This is a genomic window from Devosia albogilva, from assembly GCF_042685625.1.
In the GTDB taxonomy this organism is placed as follows: domain Bacteria; phylum Pseudomonadota; class Alphaproteobacteria; order Rhizobiales; family Devosiaceae; genus Devosia; species Devosia albogilva.
In genome coordinates this window covers 1,381,848-1,396,258 of record NZ_JBHUNP010000001.1, presented here as the reverse complement: position 1 = coordinate 1,396,258, position 14,411 = coordinate 1,381,848, and the positions used below count along the sequence as shown (strand labels likewise).

Here is a 14,411-nt window from a genome sequence, read left to right as displayed (position 1 = left end):
CTCAGCAGGTGACGCGGATCTCGGCGTAGCTGCTGAGTTCCGCGGTGCCGGCGGACAGCACCGCCAGCATGCAGGCGCTGCCCAGCAGCGGGAAATTGCCGCCGGCAGCCACTACGGAGCCGTCGAGCAGGGTCAGGTAGCCCGGCTCGACGCTCGCTACCTCCACCACCGCCGGTGAATTGCACACCGGCCAGGTGTCTCCGGCCGAGACCAGAAAACGGGTCGCTGTGGGCAGGCAGTCGCCTGCATCGGCTGTTGCGGTTGTCGCAGGCGCTAATGCCGCGGGGGCCGCGGTGGCCGCCGATGTGCGCCAGTTTTCTTCCAGTACGGCGAGGCGGTTTTCGAGGTCGGCCAAGGCGGCTGTGTCAGTCGAAGTGCCCGCAGAACCGGGTGTGCCCTGGCGCAACAGATCCAGCGTCAGCCGCACCTGGGCCAGATCGGTCGATAGGCGCACGATCTCGCGGCGGGTATCGGCATAGGTGAAGGCTGCAGCGGCAATGGCGGCGACGCCCACCAGTCCCACTGTGAAGGCTAGGATATTGCTCCAGCCAATAGGCTTGCGCGGGGGGCGCGGTTGAACCGCCGACGCCGCCTTGGCTTCGGCCGCTACCGTCACTTCTGGGGCCGCAGGGCCGCTTTCCGATCCGTTCATGCCGGCCTCCGGTTGCTCCTGCTTATGGCAGAGAGTGCGGCCGAACTACGACCGCTGCAACCGTGGATGGGGAATAGGCGCGGGCTTGCCGGAGATCACCGGTGTGATGTTTTCGTCCTTCCCGCCGCCGAAAAGATTGCCGAAGCCGCTGAAGAACCCGCTCACCGCCTCGCCGCGCTCCTTGATCGCGGCCGCTTCCGCAGCGGCGCGCTCCTGGTTGGCGAGCACCGACGCAAACTGGGCCTCGTCGGCTTGCTGCTTGGCCACCAGTGTCGGGTTGCTGGCAGAAGGCGGGCAGGGACCCAGCGGGTTGAGCGGCGCGCCGGCGACCGCATTGAAGATGTACTGGCGCTCGCAGACGTCCCAGGTCGGCGGCGCCTTGGTCAGTTCGAACAGGTCATGGCCTTCCTTGATGTCCTTCCAGAAGTCGAGGTGGTCGTTCGATGCATGGCGCGCCAGATTCGCCGCGGTCATGCGGAAGGGGAAGATCTGGAGCTGGAAGCTCGGATTGCCGCCCTTGAAGGTTTCGCGGGCGAGGGCGTAGATCTCGGCGATGCCCTGGTCGGTCATGGCGTAGCAGCCGCGCGAGGAGCAGTCGCCATGCACCATGAGGTCGGTGCCGGTGCGGCCGTGGGCACGGTCGAACTTGTTGGGAAAGCCGGTGTTGAAGGCGAGATAATAGCTCGAGCGCGGATTCATCAGCCCGGGCGTGATGGTGTAGAAGCCCTCGGGGCTTTGACGGTCGCCTTCCTTGAACTTGGGGCCCAGGTCGCCCGAATAGGCGCAGATCTCATAGTCGCGGAACTTGCGGAACTCGCCCGACGCGGTGCGCTTCCACACTTCCAGGGTTTTTTCTTCCTTGAAGATGCGGATGACCATGGCTTCGCCGGGCGAGGAGCCCATGGCCTTGAGGGCGTTCACCGTGCCCGAGGAGAGTGGCTGGTTGTGCCGGTTGTTGTCGCTCTTGGGCAGGAAGCCGCCACACGCGGCGAGCCCGAAGGCCACCCACAGCAGGATCAGCACGGAGAGGAACTTGCGCAGAAACACGGTCGACGAACCCGATGGAGGACGGCGGCCCCTGCCGGAGCCGGGTTCGCGCAGCATGTACAGTGCTGGTGAACGAAGCCTTTACCACGAGCACTTTGCCGCCGGAAGCGGGACGCTATACACGCGGATGTGAGGGGAAGCTCTCCTGCCCTCCGATAGACCTCATGGTGACAGGTTCAGGATGAGCAACCATTAGCTATGGGGTCCAGGGTTGGCCTCGTTGCAGAACGGTGTTGGCAAAGATGACGAGTTTTCGAGCGCAGGCGACAAGGGCGAGCTTGTGGGGTTTGCCAGCGGCAGTAAGGCGGGCATAGAGCGCCATGAGTTGGCGGTTCCATCGATAGGCGGCAGGCAGGGCCGCGGCGTAGAGGGCCTGCCGGGGGCGGGCACGGCCGCCGGCGATGTGGCGCCGCCCGTGATGCTTGCCGCTGTCGTGGTCGAACGGTGCCAACCCGATCAGGGCAGCGGCCTGTTCACGGCTGATGCTGCCCAGTTCCGGCATGGCGATCAGCAAGGCCAAGGCGGTCGGTATGCCGATGCCGGGGACGGAGAGCAGCAGATCGAGCCGCCGCCCGAGAGCCTTGTCGGCCCGCACCGCCCGTTCCAGCCGGCGCCGTTCGTCGCGCAGGCGGGCCTTGAGTGCGGCAATGTCAGCGGCAACCAGGCTGGCAAGACGGGTATCGTGCAGATGCTCGAGCCGGGTCTTGAGCCGGGCGATGTCCTGGACCAGCTGGTCGATGAAGACCAGATGCTCGTGCAAGCCGGCCAGTGTCGGATCGGCAGCCGCCCTGTCCATCCCGAACAGGACGGTGAAGGCAGCAATCACCCGGGCATCCAGCCGGTCGTTCTTGGCGCGCTGCAACCGCATGCGGGCAAACAGGCGTACCTGCAGCGGCTGGTGCAGGATCACCTTGAACCCGGCCTCCCGCAAAGCCGCGACCACGCCACGTTCGTAGCCGCCGCTGGCTTCGATGCCGACCCGATCGACACCGGCCTTGAGCAACCACTCCGCCGCCGCTTGCCATCCGGCCGCGTCATTGTTCACCCGCAGCCATCCCTCGCCGGGCGTCACCGCCAGATCAAGAGCTGCCTTGCCGGTATCGATCCCGGCCACAAATGTGCTAGAATGGCTCATCTTCCTCGTCCCGTCCTTGCAATGCGAACCCTGGGTTCAATCAACCATGCGGGCCCGATGAAGACTGACGGCAACGATCCCGCTCATCCTCAGACAAAGGTGCACACCACCAGTCTGGGTCTACCTCGATCCGATGCCGCCGCCGCGGCCTGGTGTCGAACAGGCCGCGGCACCCCCACATTCGCACATCCCGCTAATACAAGGTCTACTGTGGCTGCGCGGGTCGCGGGAGTTCAGTAGGTCAGCTTGGTCAGCACCATGGAAAGGTCGCCCGAACCGGTGCCGACGATAGCGCGGTAGGGGATGAAGTAGCCGGTGGTGCCGAGCGGCGCGAACCAGACCAGCATGCGCTGGCTGTCGGCGAGATAGTTGGTGATTTCGCTTTCGCTGTAGTGGCCCGAGATCGGGTCGTAGTCGATGCTGCAGAGCACAACCGGCCCCTGATAGCCTGTGCGCGGGGAGGTGGCGGTGTCCTCGCCCGCATAGGCCATGCGGATGGTGAAGCGCTCGACGCCGGTGAAGATCTCGGCGCGCCGGTTGCAAAGGTCGGCGTCGAGGGCGCGGCCGCGCAGCACGAAGGCGGAGAGGAAGTCGCCGACGCCGGTCAGATGGCGGCGCTCCAGCGGTATGCGGTCCCAGCTGTCGAGCACCGGCGGGTTCACCTTGAAGGCGGTCACGGCGCGATTGGCAAAATCCACATCGACCGTGAAGTGCTCGCCGTTGGCGCGGGTCTCGAGATAGAAACTGTCGGACACCAGACCCGAACCGGCAAGAGCACCGGCGGCCTGAGCGCTCGCCGTGCCGCTCGCGACGATGGCGCCGAAGCCGGCAACGCGGGCGGAGAGGTCAAGGCTGTAGCGGTTGCCCGTATCCGACAGGTCGATATCCATCTGCGCGATGTTGACGCCGCTGATGGTGACCACATAGCTGGCGCTGGCCTCGACCTGAGCGGCCGCGGGCGTCGCCGCCAGAAGCGGCAGGGCGAGAAGGCAGGTAAGGACGGAGCGGATCACTGGCGCGGGCTTTTCGGGCGAATCGGCAATGCCATGACCTTGCCTTGTGCTGGCGCAGCGTGACAAGGCGCTCGCGGGCGTTTGAGGGGCTCCAAGCTTGACGCAGCGGCCCAAAGTCTCTAGAGACCCCGCAGATTTCACCACAATCGAGGCCCGTCGCGGACTTCCCGCCACGTAGGACCTTTACACAAACAGGATATCTGCAATGGCTCGTCGCTGTGAACTGACCGGCAAGGGCGTGATGGTTGGCAACAACGTTTCGCACGCGCTCAACCGCACCCGCCGCCGCTTTCTCCCCAACCTGCTCAACGTGACCCTGCTGTCCGAAGCGCTGAACCGTCCGGTCAAGCTGCGCGTGTCGGCTGCGGCGCTGCGCACCGTCGAGCACCGCGGTGGTCTCGATGCTTTCCTGCTGAAGCAGGACGATGCCGACCTGTCGCCGCTGGCGCTGGGCATCAAGAAGGAAATCCGCGCCGCACTGGCTGCCTGATTTCCCCAGCTTGAGCTGAACGAATTGGCCGCGCGGGTGGTAACCCACCTCGCGGCCTTTGTTTTGAGCCGGACGGCTCAAGGCGAACCGGCCGCACCGGTCTGATGCCGGAGCGCGGCGACATAGAGGTGCATTCTGATGCTTGCTCGTTTTGGGGCGGCCGTTGCCGCCATGGTCGCGGTGGTCGCCGCGTCCAACATTCTCGTCCAGTACCCGTTCGCGGTCCAACTCGGGCCGATCAACCTCGGTGATATCCTCACCTGGGGCGCCTGGACCTATCCGGTGGCTTTCCTCGTTACCGATCTCACCAACCGGGTGTTCGGGCCGGCCAAGGCGCGTCTGGCAGTGGTCGCCGGCTTTGCCGTGGCGGTGATCCTGTCAGTATGGCTCTCGACGCCGCGCATCGCCATCGCCTCGGGTACGGCGTTCCTTGTGGCGCAACTGCTCGACGTCTCCATCTTCCACCGCCTGCGGAATGCCGCGTGGTGGCAGGCGCCGATGTTCTCGTCGCTGGTGAGCTCTGCCCTCGATACGCTGATCTTCTTCAGCCTCGCCATGGCGCCGGTGTTTGCCGGGATCGACGCGCTGTTCGGCATGGAAGACTCTTCCCTGCCGTTCCCGACGCCGCTGCTCGGGGTTGGCTTCGAAGTGCCGCTGTGGGTGTCGCTGGGCCTGGGCGACTTCCTCGTCAAGCTGCTGCTCGCGGTGTTGCTGCTGGCGCCCTACAAGAGCCTGCGCGGCTGGCTCGCGGCGCGGGCGGTCGCGGTTTAGCCGATGGCGCATGGTGTGTGGAGACAACCCGTCACCCTAGCCCTCTCCCAAAGGGGCGAGGGGACGCAGGCACCGATGACGCGGAATTCGTTCGGCGCACTGCAAGTACCACATCGTCCCCTCGCCCCTATGGGAGAGGGTCAGGGTGAGGGGCCTTCAGGCAGTGCGAACTCCAGCAGGATGCTGCGCTGCCAGTCGTTGAAATTGTTGTCCGAGCCGATGAGGATGCGGGTCTCGCCGCCGGGAGCGGTGTGGACCGCGACAGATTCCATGTTGTCGATGTCGCTGCCGCTGGCGGAGAGCAGCAGTTCGCCCTGCATCAGATTGCCGGGGCGGACCTCTGCGGCGGGCACGCGGCGCAGTTCCATGCGGAAGGTGAAGAGCGCGATGCCGCGCTCGAGCACCAGCAGGTCGCCATTGGGCAGGAAAGCGCAGTCGGTCGGGTTCACCACCTCGGAGTTGGCGTAGGTGACGGAGCCCTTGTCCTCGTTGCCGAGAAACCAGCCGCGGTGGTTGCCGTCCTCGTCTAGGATGTCCTCGGCCAGCAGCAGGGTCGAGCCGGCGATCGGTGAGGCTGGTGGGGCGATGCACACCGATTCGAGCGTTTCGTTGGTGCGGGCGTCGGTGAGCCAGTCGGGGATGGCCACCTCGCGCGCCGCGCCGCCGGGCACGCTGTCGGTGAGGGTGAAATCGGCGACCCGGGTCAGGTGCTCGAACCCTACCCGCACACCCACCGGAACGCCGTCGCGGATGATGGTGTCGACGCTTTCGGCATCCTTGGCATACTGGCGGGGCAGGATCTCGCCCTTGGAATTGCGCATCGGCTCGATGGTGACGCCGATGAAGCCGAACAGGCGATTGCTGTCGTCATAGGCGAGGCGGCCGGAAACGAAATTGCCGCGGTCGGTGACGAACACCACCTGCTGTTCGCTGCCGGTGATGGCGAGAGAGGAGAGGCCACCGAAGGTATCGTCCTGCGCGCGCATGGCCATGCCGCCGCGGAAGATGAGCCCATCCACTGGGGCGTCGAGGCCGGCGCCGCGGAAGCTGGTGATCTGAGTGGAGCGCACCGACACATCCACCGCCGCGGCCGGCGCAGTGAGCGCCAGCATCAGCAGGGTTGCCGCGGCGCAGCCGAGCCTCATGCCCGTGCGCGCCGCCGGGTTTGAGCCGGCATCTCCTCGTCGAACAGGGCCGCGAGTTCGTCCGTGAGGGCGCCCGCCAGTTCCTCGGCGTCGAGCAGAGTGACGGCGCGGCGATAGTAGCGGGTGACGTCGTGGCCGATGCCGACGGCGACCAACTGGATCGGCGAGCGGGTTTCGATGTCCTCGATCACCTGGCGGAGATGGGCTTCAAGGTAGTTGCCGGCATTCACCGACTGCGTCGAGTCGTCGACGGGGGCGCCGTCGGAGATCACCATCAGGATGCGGCGCTGCTCGGGACGGGCCATCAGCCGCTTGCGCGCCCATTCCAGCGCCTCGCCGTCGATGTTTTCCTTGAGCAGGCCCTCGCGCATCATCAGCCCGAGATTGCGGCGGGCGTGGCGCCAGGGTTCGTCCGCGCCCTTGTAGATGATGTGGCGGATGTCGTTGACGCGGCCGGGGTTGGCTGGGCGCCCGGCTTCGAGCCAGGCCTCGCGCGACTTGCCGCCCTTCCAGGCGCGGGTGGTGAAGCCGAGGATCTCGACCTTGACGCCGCAGCGCTCGAGGGTACGTGCCAGGATGTCGCCGCAGATAGCGGCAATGGTGATCGGCCGGCCACGCATGGAGCCGGAGTTGTCGATCAGGAGCGTCACCACGGTGTCGCGGAAATCGGTGTCGTTCTCGACCTTGAAGCTCAGCGCCTGCAGCGGATCGGTGACGACGCGGGTGAGGCGTGCGGTGTCGAGCAGTCCTTCCTCGAGGTCGAACTGCCAGCTCCGATTCTGCTTGGCCATCAGGCGGCGCTGCAGCTTGTTGGCGAGCCGCGCCACGGCGCCGGCGAGATTCTCCAACTGCTTGTCGAGCAGGGCCCGCAACTGGTCGAGCTCGTCGGGCGGGCAGAGTTCGGCCGCCTTGACGATCTCGTCGAACTTCTGGGTGAAGACCTTGTAGTTGAACTGGTTGGAGAACTGGGTGCCGCCGTCCTTGGCCGGTGGCGGCATGGGGGCATCCTCACCCGCTTCCGCCTCCTGGTCCTCGTCGGAATCGGCCATGTCCGATTCCATGCCCTCGACGTCGCCGGTGTCTTCGCTTTCGCCGGCCTGCTGGTCGTCGGAAGCGTCCTCGCTTTCGCTTTCGCCTTCACCCTGTTCCGGCGCCTTGTCAGCGTTCTCGCCGTCCTCGGGCTCCTGGTTCTCGTCGGTCTCCTCGCTGTCCTCGGAGGGGTCGTCGAGCTCGCTTTCGGGCACAAGATTGAGGTCGCGCAGCAGCGCCTTGGCGGCCTGGCCGAACTTGTCCTGGTCCTCGTAGAGGTCGAGCAGCTTTTCGAGCGAGGTGCCGCCCTTGCTCTCGATCTCGTCGCGCCACAGGTCGACCAGTGCATGGCCGGAGGGCGGGATCGGCACGCCGCCGAGCTTTTCGCGCAGCACCAGGCCCAACGCCTCGGCGATCGGCGCATCGTCCTTGGCATCGATCTCGGCGAGGTTGGCGCGGAACAGCCGGTCTTCCAGCATCTCGCTGATGTTGCCGACCATGCCCGGCATGCGGACACAGCCGAGCGACTCCACCCGCGCCTGTTCGAGCGCATCGAAGGCGGCCCGGGCCATCGGGTCCATCGGGCTGCGCTTGCGGTGGGTGTCGGGGTCGTGGCTGGCGAGGCGCATGGCCATGGCGTCACCCTGCCCGCGGGCAATGGCGATGTCGCGCCGGGTGGGCAGGCGCGGCAGGTTGGCCAGGCGCGCCTTGTCCGAGGTCAGCAGCGGCCGGTCGGCGGTGAAGCTGACTTCCACGTCCGGCTTGCCGCCGATGGCGCGCACCGTCGCACCCATGGCCGCCTTGAACGGCTGGGTGGTGTCGGGCTTGTTGGCCTTGCTGCGCGGGGCTTGTGCCATGATTCAGGTGCCTTGGTGGCCGCGACCTCGTGGTTCGACAAGCTCACCATGAGGTCTACGAGACAACGCAGAGATCACAGTAGACCTCACCCTGAGCTTGTCGAAGGGCGAGGTCGTGTGCGCCTGGCTTAGGCCATCACCGCCAGGTTGGCGGAGGATTCCGGCAGGTCTTCGCCAAACACGCGCTGGTAGAACTCGGCCACCACCGGGCGCTCGAGTTCGTCGCACTTGTTGAGGAAGGTCAGGCGGAAGGCAAAGCCGACGTCACCGCCGAAGATCTGGGCGTTCTCGGCCCAGGTGATCACCGAGCGCGGCGACATCACGGTCGACAGATCGCCGTTGATGAAGGCCGAGCGCGTGAGGTCGGCGAGACGCACCATGTTGTTGACCAGCTTGCGGCCCTGCTCGGACGAGTCATACGCCTTGTTCTTGGCAAGGACGATGCCGACTTCCTTTTCGTGCGGCAGGTAGTTGAGCGTGGTCACGATCGACCAGCGGTCCATCTGGCCCTGGTTGATCTGCTGGGTGCCGTGATAGAGGCCCGAGGTGTCGCCAAGACCGATGGTGTTGGTGGTCGCGAACAGCCGGAAGGCCGGATGCGGGACGATGACCCGGTTCTGGTCGAGCAGCGTCAGCCGGCCCGACTGCTCGAGCACGCGCTGGATCACGAACATCACGTCCGGGCGGCCGGCGTCGTATTCGTCGAAGACGAGGGCAACATTGTTCTGCACGGCCCAGGGCAGGATGCCGTCACGGAATTCGGTGACCTGCTTGCCGTCCTTGAGCACGATCGCGTCCTTGCCGACGAGGTCGATGCGCGAGACGTGCGAGTCTAGGTTGACGCGGACCAGCGGCCAGTTGAGGCGCGCCGCGACCTGCTCGATATGGGTCGACTTGCCGGTGCCGTGGTAGCCCTGCACCATCACGCGGCGGTTGTAGGCAAAGCCGGCGAGGATCGCGAGCGTGGTGTTGCGGTCGAACAGGTAGTCCGGGTCGACCGGCGGCACGTGGCCGTTGGGCTCGCGGTAACCCTTCACCACCAGATCGGTGTCGATGCCGAACAGGTCCCGCGCCTGGAATTCGGTGTCGGGAAGGTTGGTGAATTCAGTCATTGGATCGGCTCTTGTCGGATCGGAGGTGGCGGGAACCGCGAGGTTTCGCGGCGCTCTATAGCAGCTATGTGACGGTGGCGGTAGAGTTGGACAGCCCGGCTGGCCTACTTCGCCACCAGCCCGACTTTTTTCAGATGGGCATAGGCGGCGATGATGGAACGCAGGCGCTCCTCGGAAGCCTTGTCGCCGCCATTGGCGTCGGGATGATGGATCTTCACCAGGCGCTTATAGGCCTGCTTGATCTCGTCCGAGTTCGGCGGCGGTGTCAGCCCCAGCGTCTCGAGCGCGCGCCGGTCCTGCTCGTGGATCGGCTTGGCGCGCGGTGCGGGGCCCGGCTGCTGCTTCTGGCGGAAGCGGTAGCGGGCAAACACACCGAAGGGATCGCCGAAACGATCCCCGAGCTGCGGTCCGGCGCCGGCGCGCTGGGCGGTCTTTTGCTGGTAGCGACCCTGTCCGGTGGCGAAGGTCGAGCGCTGCTCGGGCTTGGGCGGCTGGTACAGCGCCTCGGCGAGTTCGTCCTTGTCCATTCCGGCGAAGAAGTTGAACGCCGTGTTGTAGTGACGGACATGCTCGAGGCAGAAATGGTGGTACTGGCCCTCGCTGCGGTTGCCTTTGGGCGCGCGATATTCACCAGGCTGGTCGCACCCTTCCCAGTCGCACTTGACTGCATGCACCTCGGGCTTCTCTTCCCGGCGCGGCTTGATGCGGATCGAGTCGAAGATCTTGGATTGCAGTTTCATTCTCGCATAGTAGTGGCCGCACCCGAAGCGGAGGCGCCCGATGTCCGTCAAAGAAACCATCACCCGCAAGCTGGCCGAACGGTTTGAACCCGACTTCCTCGAAGTGCTCGACGAGTCGGAGCGGCACCATGGCCATTCCGGTTGGCGGGAAGGTGGTGAAACCCACTTTCGTGTCAGAATCGCGACCCGTCATTTTGACGGTATGACGCGGGTCAGGCAACACCGGGCGGTCATGGAAACGCTCGATGCCGAACTCAAGGATCGCGTGCATGCGCTCGCAATCGAGGTGCTGCCGGTCGGCGGTCCCTACGAGTTGCCAGCCCGCATCTGACTCGATGACGGCCGCTGCCTTGTCAAGGTGCCGCTAACCGCGCATTGTCCCCGTGGTGTCGGAGGGTCGGACGCATGCGCCTCGTCAAGATCATGATCCCGCTGGTGGTTCTGCTTGCTACCACTCAGGCGGGCCTTGCGCAGCAAGGTACCCTTGTAATGGGCGTTGCGGGCGAGAAGTTCAACCTTGCGCCGGCCTTCACCGTGGCGATTGACGGTACGGTGATCGGGGAAGGGGAGGTCGCCGATCCCATCGACACCAAGATGGGCGCGACCATGGACAGCATCGACGATCCGCAAAGCCGGGTGGAGATGTTCGAATTCCCGATCGAGGAAGGGGAACTTGCGCCCGACGCCACCCTCGTCGTGCAGTTCACCACCTCCGACTACGACCCGGAGACCTTTGCCGATACCAATCTCTATATCGCCTCGATCACGGTGAATGGGGTGCCGATCGACCTCGGCTCCGTGGTGATCGTCGACGGCGCCAATCCGAACGGTGACACGGGTCGTATTCCCGGGATGGTCGGGCTTTATGCCGGCGGTGCGACCGCGAGCTTTGCTGCGCCGGAGGGCGGCTGGTTCGCCACAGAAGCGGTGGAGGCGGAGGCCGCAGAGCCAGCGCCCGCCACGGACGACGCTGCCGTTCCGGAAACCGAGCGTGTGGAGGCAGAAGAAAATCCAGCACCAGCAGAGCCTGAATTCGCGGCCTGCACGCTGACGACCACACTGGCGGTGACCGGGTTCGGCAACAACGACACCAACCCACCGGATGCGGCCCAGACGGATCTCGCCGAGCTGGCGGAGAGCGTTGCCGGCCAGGATTGCCGCGTATCGGTCGTCGGTTATTCCAGCATGGCGGGACCGGCAGCGCTCAACCAGCGCTATTCGCAAGAGCGCGCCGACGCGGTGCGGCGGGTGCTGATTGCGGCCGGTGTGCCGGAGGATCGGGTCGTTGCCCGCGGCGAAGGCGAGACCGATCGGTTCGGCGCGGCGGCGGACAACCGCCGTGTGGAAGTCAGGGTCTCGCCCTAGACAGCGCGCATTTCCTCGAGGAAGGCCGAGACTGCCAGTGGATCCACGTCCTTCTCGATGAAGGCCTTGCCGATGCCGCGGGTGAGAATGAAGGTGAGCGCACCGCGCGAGACCTTCTTGTCCTGGCCGATCGCCAGCATCAACGCGTCGGTGGAGCCAAGCGCCCCGGGAATATCCGCCAGTCGCGTCGGCAAGCCGGCGCTTGCGAGATGCACCTTCACCCGGCTCGCGTCCTGACCCGCGGCAAGGCCCAGCCGGGCGGAAAACTCGTGGGCGAGCACCATGCCGATGGCGACGCCTTCCCCATGCAGCAGCCGGTCGGAATAGCCGGTGTCCTTCTCCAGTGCGTGGCCGAAGGTGTGGCCGAGGTTGAGCAGGGCGCGGACGCCGAGCTCTTTTTCGTCCTCGATGACGACCCGGGCCTTGTGGCGGCAGCAGCGGGCGACGGCTTCGCCGCGGGCCGGTCCGCCGGCAAAGATCTCCGCCCGGTGCTCCTCGAGCCAGAAGAAGAAGTCTGCATCGTCGATCAGCCCGTATTTCACCACCTCGGCATAGCCGGCGGCGAATTGGCGCTTCGGCAGGGAATCGAGGGTGGACAAGTCGGCCAGCACCAGCCGTGGCTGGTGAAAAGCGCCGATCAGGTTCTTGCCATGCGGCGAGTTGATGCCGGTCTTGCCGCCGACCGATGAATCGACCTGCGCCAGGAGCGTTGTCGGCATCTGCACGAAATCCATGCCGCGCCGAGCGATGGCGGCGGCAAAGCCGGCGAGGTCGCCGATGACGCCGCCGCCCAGGGCGATCACGAGGTCGCCGCGCTCGAGGCGGGCCGCGAGGATGCCGTCCACTGCCCGGCCCAGCAGGTCCCACGACTTGGTGGCTTCCCCCGGCGGCAGCACGATTTCGCTATGGCCGAGCCCAGCCGCGTCAAGGGAGGCGATCAGGCGCGGCAGATGCAGCTCGGCTACGGCCGCATCGGTGATGATGCCGAAGCGGCGGCCGGGAAATCGCTCGGCCAGGATGGTGCCGGCTTCTTCGATCAGCCGGTCGCCGATCAGAATGTCGTAGGCGCGCTCGCCGAGGGCGACGTGGACGGTGTGGGCGACGGGCACGCGCTATTTCTCCTGCTTCAGGTGCCGCAGCGTTGCGGCGATGACGTCGGCGGCAACGGTGTCCTGCGGCACGTCGCGGCTGAGCACGGTGACATCGGCCTCGGCATAGATCGGGTAGCGCTCGGCAATCAGCCTCTCGAGCGTGGCCCGCGGGTTCGGCGTCTTCAGCAAGGGCCGGTTGGCGCGGCGCGACACCCGTTCGAACAGGATACCGGCATCGGCCTTGAGCCAGACCGAGACGGCCTCGGATTTTACCAGGGCACGCGTGTCGGCATTGACGAAGGCGCCGCCCCCAGTGGCAAGCACGAGGTCGCCTTCCTTGAGCAGGCGCGCGATGACGCGGGTCTCACCGGCGCGGAACTCGGGCTCGCCGCGCTGGTCGAAGATCTCGGGGATCGTCATCTGCGCCGCCTTCTCGATCTCCTCGTCGCTGTCGCGAAAGGTGCGTTCGAGCCGGCCGGCTACGCGCCGGCCCACGGTGGTCTTGCCGGCGCCCATCATGCCCACCAGCACAAGCGGCCTGCCGGCCAATAGCCGGACCAGTTCCTGGGCACGGTGCTGCCGTGCTGCCGCCTCCGCTCGCGTCACCTGTGGCTCCTGGTGTTGATGCAGGTTATCAATCCGCACGGGCCTGGGCTGTCAAGGATTTCCGTTGCGGCTCCGGGACCTACACAAATGAAACCATTTGCGTTCAAACTGGCGCGCAAAACCACTCTGATCGGACCCGCATGCCGACCCTGATCCGCCTCGTCATCCTGCTGCTGTTTCTGGCTGGCCTCGGCTATGCCGGCATGATCGCGCTCGTTGCCTTTGTGGAACCGACGCCGAAGGAAGTCACGGTGCGCATTCCGACCCGGGATCTGCTCGGCGGTGGCGAACCGGCGCTGCCGGGCGTGCAGTCGCAACTGCCGGCCCCATCGCAGCAAGCGCCTGCTCCGGCCGAGCCGGCGGAGCCGCCGGCGCAATGAGCGGCGGGCACCTGATCGGCGCCTTCCTCGAAATGATGAGCGCCGAGCGCGGTGCGGCGGCGAACACCATCGAGGCCTATCGGCGCGATCTCGCCGACTATGCCGGTTTCGTGACCAGCCGTGGCGAGACGCTCGAGAATTGCCGCCGCGACACCGTTGAAGCTTACCTCACCGGGCTGAAGCGGCAGGGGCTGGCTGCGTCATCGAGCGCCCGGCGGCTGTCGGCGATCCGCCAATTCCACAAGTTTCTGTGCGCCGACGGCCTGCGCGGCGACGATCCGACGCGGATCGTTGCGAGCCCCCGCAGCAGCCGAGCCCTGCCCAAGGTGCTGTCGGTCGCCGAAGTCGACCGCCTGCTGCAGACTGCCGAAGCCGAAGCAAATGCAGCGGAAGATGACGCGCCTGTGCGGCTCTATGTCATGCTGGAACTGCTTTATGCGACGGGATTGCGCGTGTCGGAACTGGTGGCGCTCAAACGCAGCGCGGTGATGCGCGACACCGGCTTCATCACCGTGATCGGCAAGGGCCGCAAGGAGCGGGTGGTGCCTCTGACCGACCGCGCCAGAGATGCGGTGCGCAACTGGGTCGGGCGGCTGCCACCGGGGCAGTTGCTGTTCCCCGCCGGCGGCGAGAGTGGGCACGTGGCCCGCCAGGTGTTCGCCCGCGACCTTAAGGGGTTGGCGGCCCGCTGTGGTATCGCTTCGGCACGGGTGTCGCCGCATGTGTTGCGCCATGCCTTCGCCAGCCATCTGCTGTCGGGCGGAGCCGACTTGAGAGTGGTGCAGACGCTGCTGGGACATGCCGATATCGCCACGACGCAGATTTATACGCATGTGCTCGACGAGACGCTGCGGGAGCTGGTGGAAAGCCACCATCCCCTGGCGGATGCGGCCGAGTGACCCCGTCGCTTGACTCAGCGTGCCCCTGTCGCCACTTTCCGGCCACTTTGGAACGCAACAGCAGCGGCGTTTATTCCAA

At 66.0% G+C, this 14,411-nt stretch carries 16 protein-coding genes; 6 read left to right on the top strand and 10 right to left on the bottom strand.

Going from position 1 to position 14,411, the window contains the following annotated elements; genetic code table 11:
* Window position 1 precedes the first annotated feature (1 nt).
* The 4 genes from ACFSX5_RS07030 to ACFSX5_RS07015 form a co-directional block, all read right to left on the bottom strand.
* Complete coding sequence (locus ACFSX5_RS07030) at window positions 2–652, bottom strand: hypothetical protein (protein ID WP_386832562.1); 651 nt, start codon at window positions 650–652, stop codon at window positions 2–4.
* A 45-nt stretch (window positions 653–697) separates the two neighbouring features.
* Complete coding sequence (locus ACFSX5_RS07025; protein WP_386832561.1) at window positions 698–1,756, bottom strand: L,D-transpeptidase family protein; 1,059 nt, start codon at window positions 1,754–1,756, stop codon at window positions 698–700.
* Between the two features lie 139 nt (window positions 1,757–1,895).
* Entirely contained in the window at window positions 1,896–2,834 is a 939-nt protein-coding gene (locus tag ACFSX5_RS07020; RefSeq protein ID WP_386831039.1) for an IS110 family transposase, read from the bottom strand.
* Window positions 2,835–3,067: 233 nt separating this feature from the next.
* Complete coding sequence (locus tag ACFSX5_RS07015; RefSeq protein WP_386832560.1) at window positions 3,068–3,847, bottom strand: DUF3108 domain-containing protein; 780 nt, start codon at window positions 3,845–3,847, stop codon at window positions 3,068–3,070.
* 205 nt (window positions 3,848–4,052) lie between these two features.
* Between ACFSX5_RS07015 and rpmB the strand changes: the two genes are divergently transcribed.
* Both rpmB and ACFSX5_RS07005 read left to right on the top strand, forming a co-directional pair.
* Window positions 4,053–4,337, top strand: a complete 285-nt coding sequence (gene rpmB, locus ACFSX5_RS07010; protein WP_386832559.1) for a 50S ribosomal protein L28 — start codon at window positions 4,053–4,055, stop codon at window positions 4,335–4,337.
* Between the two features lie 138 nt (window positions 4,338–4,475).
* A complete protein-coding gene (locus ACFSX5_RS07005; protein ID WP_386832558.1) occupies window positions 4,476–5,108 on the top strand; it encodes a queuosine precursor transporter in 633 nt (210 codons plus the stop codon).
* Window positions 5,109–5,248: 140 nt separating this feature from the next.
* On the opposite strand, the gene ACFSX5_RS07000 is transcribed toward ACFSX5_RS07005, so the two are convergent.
* From ACFSX5_RS07000 to ACFSX5_RS06985, 4 genes are all read right to left on the bottom strand, one after another.
* On the bottom strand, window positions 5,249–6,253 hold the full coding sequence (locus tag ACFSX5_RS07000; RefSeq protein WP_386832557.1) for an esterase-like activity of phytase family protein: 1,005 nt from the start codon (window positions 6,251–6,253) through the stop codon (window positions 5,249–5,251).
* A complete protein-coding gene (cobT, locus tag ACFSX5_RS06995) occupies window positions 6,250–8,139 on the bottom strand; it encodes a cobaltochelatase subunit CobT (protein ID WP_386832556.1) in 1,890 nt (629 codons plus the stop codon). Before cobT ends, ACFSX5_RS07000 begins: the two co-directional genes overlap by 4 nt.
* 128 nt (window positions 8,140–8,267) lie before the next feature.
* Window positions 8,268–9,251: a cobaltochelatase subunit CobS gene (gene cobS / locus ACFSX5_RS06990; protein ID WP_386832555.1), complete on the bottom strand. Its 984-nt coding sequence runs from the start codon at window positions 9,249–9,251 to the stop codon at window positions 8,268–8,270.
* A 104-nt stretch (window positions 9,252–9,355) separates the two neighbouring features.
* Complete coding sequence (locus tag ACFSX5_RS06985; protein WP_386832554.1) at window positions 9,356–9,991, bottom strand: J domain-containing protein; 636 nt, start codon at window positions 9,989–9,991, stop codon at window positions 9,356–9,358.
* A gap of 40 nt (window positions 9,992–10,031) precedes the next feature.
* Here ACFSX5_RS06985 and ACFSX5_RS06980 point away from each other — a divergent pair, with 40 nt between their 5' ends.
* Both ACFSX5_RS06980 and ACFSX5_RS06975 read left to right on the top strand, forming a co-directional pair.
* The gene (locus tag ACFSX5_RS06980) at window positions 10,032–10,322 is read left to right on the top strand and encodes a BolA family protein (protein WP_386832553.1); all 291 of its coding nucleotides are present in this window, start codon (window positions 10,032–10,034) and stop codon (window positions 10,320–10,322) included.
* 74 nt (window positions 10,323–10,396) lie between these two features.
* The gene (locus tag ACFSX5_RS06975; protein ID WP_386832552.1) at window positions 10,397–11,356 is read left to right on the top strand and encodes an OmpA family protein; all 960 of its coding nucleotides are present in this window, start codon (window positions 10,397–10,399) and stop codon (window positions 11,354–11,356) included.
* Here the strand turns inward: ACFSX5_RS06975 and aroB are convergent.
* Window positions 11,353–12,465, bottom strand: a complete 1,113-nt coding sequence (gene aroB / locus ACFSX5_RS06970) for a 3-dehydroquinate synthase (RefSeq protein ID WP_386832551.1) — start codon at window positions 12,463–12,465, stop codon at window positions 11,353–11,355. The genes ACFSX5_RS06975 and aroB overlap by 4 nt on opposite strands.
* A gap of 3 nt (window positions 12,466–12,468) precedes the next feature.
* On the bottom strand, window positions 12,469–13,053 hold the full coding sequence (locus tag ACFSX5_RS06965) for a shikimate kinase (RefSeq protein ID WP_386832550.1): 585 nt from the start codon (window positions 13,051–13,053) through the stop codon (window positions 12,469–12,471).
* A gap of 140 nt (window positions 13,054–13,193) precedes the next feature.
* On the opposite strand from ACFSX5_RS06965, the gene ACFSX5_RS06960 reads away from it, so the two are divergent.
* Both ACFSX5_RS06960 and ACFSX5_RS06955 read left to right on the top strand, forming a co-directional pair.
* A complete protein-coding gene (locus tag ACFSX5_RS06960) occupies window positions 13,194–13,433 on the top strand; it encodes a hypothetical protein (protein WP_386832549.1) in 240 nt (79 codons plus the stop codon).
* Complete coding sequence (locus tag ACFSX5_RS06955) at window positions 13,430–14,332, top strand: site-specific tyrosine recombinase XerD (protein WP_386832548.1); 903 nt, start codon at window positions 13,430–13,432, stop codon at window positions 14,330–14,332. Before ACFSX5_RS06960 ends, ACFSX5_RS06955 begins: the two co-directional genes overlap by 4 nt.
* Window positions 14,333–14,411 lie beyond the last annotated feature (79 nt).

Excerpts from the sequence above, each read along its gene's own strand:
- ACFSX5_RS06960 (WP_386832549.1), top strand. The coding sequence starts at position 13,194 with ATGCCGACCCTGATCCGCCTCGTCATCCTGCTGCTGTTTCTGGCTGGC.
- ACFSX5_RS07030 (WP_386832562.1), bottom strand. The coding sequence starts at position 652 with ATGAACGGATCGGAAAGCGGCCCTGCGGCCCCAGAAGTGACGGTAGCG.
- ACFSX5_RS06985 (WP_386832554.1), bottom strand. The coding sequence starts at position 9,991 with ATGAAACTGCAATCCAAGATCTTCGACTCGATCCGCATCAAGCCGCGC.
- ACFSX5_RS07020 (WP_386831039.1), bottom strand. The coding sequence starts at position 2,834 with ATGAGCCATTCTAGCACATTTGTGGCCGGGATCGATACCGGCAAGGCA.
- ACFSX5_RS06955 (WP_386832548.1), top strand. The coding sequence starts at position 13,430 with ATGAGCGGCGGGCACCTGATCGGCGCCTTCCTCGAAATGATGAGCGCC.
- cobS (WP_386832555.1), bottom strand. The coding sequence starts at position 9,251 with ATGACTGAATTCACCAACCTTCCCGACACCGAATTCCAGGCGCGGGAC.
- ACFSX5_RS06980 (WP_386832553.1), top strand. The coding sequence starts at position 10,032 with ATGTCCGTCAAAGAAACCATCACCCGCAAGCTGGCCGAACGGTTTGAA.
- rpmB (WP_386832559.1), top strand. The coding sequence starts at position 4,053 with ATGGCTCGTCGCTGTGAACTGACCGGCAAGGGCGTGATGGTTGGCAAC.
- cobT (WP_386832556.1), bottom strand. The coding sequence starts at position 8,139 with ATGGCACAAGCCCCGCGCAGCAAGGCCAACAAGCCCGACACCACCCAG.
- ACFSX5_RS06975 (WP_386832552.1), top strand. The coding sequence starts at position 10,397 with ATGCGCCTCGTCAAGATCATGATCCCGCTGGTGGTTCTGCTTGCTACC.
- ACFSX5_RS07005 (WP_386832558.1), top strand. The coding sequence starts at position 4,476 with ATGCTTGCTCGTTTTGGGGCGGCCGTTGCCGCCATGGTCGCGGTGGTC.
- ACFSX5_RS07000 (WP_386832557.1), bottom strand. The coding sequence starts at position 6,253 with ATGAGGCTCGGCTGCGCCGCGGCAACCCTGCTGATGCTGGCGCTCACT.
- ACFSX5_RS07025 (WP_386832561.1), bottom strand. The coding sequence starts at position 1,756 with ATGCTGCGCGAACCCGGCTCCGGCAGGGGCCGCCGTCCTCCATCGGGT.